Origin of the sequence: Streptomyces triticirhizae, assembly GCF_003696235.1 — a bacterium.
Lineage (GTDB): Bacteria > Actinomycetota > Actinomycetes > Streptomycetales > Streptomycetaceae > Streptomyces > Streptomyces triticirhizae.
Genome location: NZ_RFFJ01000369.1, coordinates 1 through 2,140, shown reverse-complemented (window position 1 = coordinate 2,140; position 2,140 = coordinate 1). Strand labels below are relative to the sequence as shown.

1 protein-coding gene and 1 pseudogene are annotated in these 2,140 nt (G+C 75.1%); one reads left to right on the top strand and one right to left on the bottom strand.

From position 1 onward, the window contains the following. Positions 1–67 precede the first annotated feature (67 nt). Positions 68–1,375 carry an extracellular catalytic domain type 1 short-chain-length polyhydroxyalkanoate depolymerase gene (locus EBN88_RS29660; RefSeq protein ID WP_122400061.1) on the bottom strand — a complete coding sequence of 436 codons (1,308 nt, stop codon included), beginning with the start codon at positions 1,373–1,375 and terminating at the stop codon, positions 68–70. Positions 1,376–1,402: 27 nt separating this feature from the next. Here EBN88_RS29660 and EBN88_RS29655 point away from each other — a divergent pair. Then, positions 1,403–2,140: pseudogene (locus EBN88_RS29655) on the top strand (PucR family transcriptional regulator); the annotation flags it as partial.

Genomic DNA, 2,140 nt, shown 5'->3' with positions numbered 1-2,140 from the left:
CGCGCGCCCGCCACGGCGGTGTACCCCCCGTGGCGGGCGCGGCCGTTGACCGATGCGGCGTCGAACGTCAGGCGCAGGCCGTCCCGTTGAGCGCGAAGCCCGTCGGGGCGGCGGGGGTGCCGCCGTGGCTGGCCTGGTAGCCGAAGGTGACGCTGCCGCCCGGCGGGATGGTCGCGTTGTGGGCCACGCCCGTCGCGGTGACGGCGCCGCTCTCGGCGGAGTAGTGGGCGTTCCAGCCGGCGGTGATGGCCTGGCCGGCGGGCAGGGTGAACGCGAGGCGCCAGTCGTCGATCGCCGTGTCACCGGTGTTGCTGACGGTGATCTCGGCGGTCAGGCCCGCGTTCCAGGCGTTGGTGGTGGCCGTCACGGCGCAGGCCGCCGGGTCGGGGTCCGGGTCGGGGCCGGGGTCGCCCGTCGGCTCGTCCAACCCGAAGAAGGCGATGGCCCGTTCGGCCATCCCGCTGCCGGGCAGGTCGTGGCCCATGCTGCTGATGCTGATCGCCTCGACCGGGGCCCGCTCACCGGCGTCGCCGTAGCGGGTCCTGGTCCAGTTGGGCTGCGGGCTGTCGGTGAGCGCCGGGGTCTGGCTGACGCCCAAGACGTTGGTCCACTGCTTGATCTCCTCGCCGAGGTTGTTGTGGTGGAGGATGGCGTCCTCGGTGCCGTGCCACAGCTGCATCCGGGGCCTGGGCCCGGTGTGGCCGGGGTGGGCGGCGCGCGCGATGTCGCCCCACTCCTGCGGGGTGCGGCTGATCTGGCCGTTGGCGCACTGGCTGTTCCACTCCGAGCCGTCGCTGGTCGCGAAGCAGCCGAAGGGAACGCCCATGAAGGCCGCGCCGGCCTGGAAGACGTCGGGGTAGTTGCCGAGCAGGACGTTGGTCATCATCGCGCCGGACGAGGCGCCGGTGACGAAGATCCGGTCGGGGTCGGCGTCGTGGTGGGTCTCCACATAGCTGATCATCGAGCGGATACCGACCGGGTCGCTGCCGCCGTCCCTGGTGAGGGCCTGGGGCGAGGAGACGTCGAAGCACTGCCCGGAGCGGGTCGCCGAGGGGTAGATCACGACGAAGCCGTACTGGTCGGCGAGCGAGGCGAACCGGGTGCCGGCGTGGAACGCCGGGCCCGAGCCGGTGCAGTAGTGCACGGCCACCAGCACCGGCGGCTCGTCCTGGACGGTGTCCGGGACGTACAGGTGCATCCCGAGGTTGCTCGGGTTCGCGCCGAAGTCCCTGATCTCGGTGAGGGTGGCCGCCTGCGCGGGCGGCGCGGCGACCAACAGGGCGGCCAGCGTGGGGAGTACGGCGGCCAGCAGGGCGAGGCCGAGCCGGCGGAGCCGGCTGCGGCGGGTGGGGGGTGTCGCGGCTCTGGTGGACATGTTTCCGCCCTTTCTAGACTGCGGATCGTGAAGGGTCTGTTGCGGCGGTTGAACGCCCTGGACGCCGACGCGGCCGCCGCCGTCCGCGTCATCGCGCACTACCAGGCGCTGTTGGGCGGCGGGACGGTCGATCCGGTGACCCTGGTGCGTTCGACGGCCGGGCTGGTGAGCTGCCCGGCCGGTCTCGAGCTGGCCGACGGCCGGCGGGTGCGGTTCGCGCCCGACGGGGTCGCCCTGCCCGGGGTGCCCGGGCGGGTCTCCGACAGCGTGGAGCTGCGGCCGGCGGGACGCGTCTGGCTCGAACGGGCCGGCGCCGCCGAGCCGTTCGACGCCCTGGTGCTGGAGTGGATGGCGCTGGCCGCCCGGGTGGGGCCCGGGCTGACCGGCCCCTCGCCCAGGGCGGCCGACCCGGCCCTGGTCGAACGGGTGCTCTCCGAACACGAGAGCATCGAGGACCGGACCCGCGCCGTGCGGCTGCTCGGGCTGCACCCGGGCGTTCCGCTGCGGGTGCTCGCCATCGCCGCCGGGCAGGACGCCGGAGTCACGGCCGTGCCCCTGCTGGCCCGCTGTGGGATGGCGGCGCTGGTGCGGGTCGCGACGGTCGGGCCCCTGGCCGCGGCGCTGGTTCAGCCGCAGGGCGGCGAGGACGCGCCGGCGGCCGCGCTGCGCGCCGTGCTCGCGGAGCGGGACGCGGAACGGCTGCCCGGCGGCGAACGGTCCCGAGGCGTGCGCTGCGGGGTGGGCGGCGCGGTGCCGCCGAGCCGG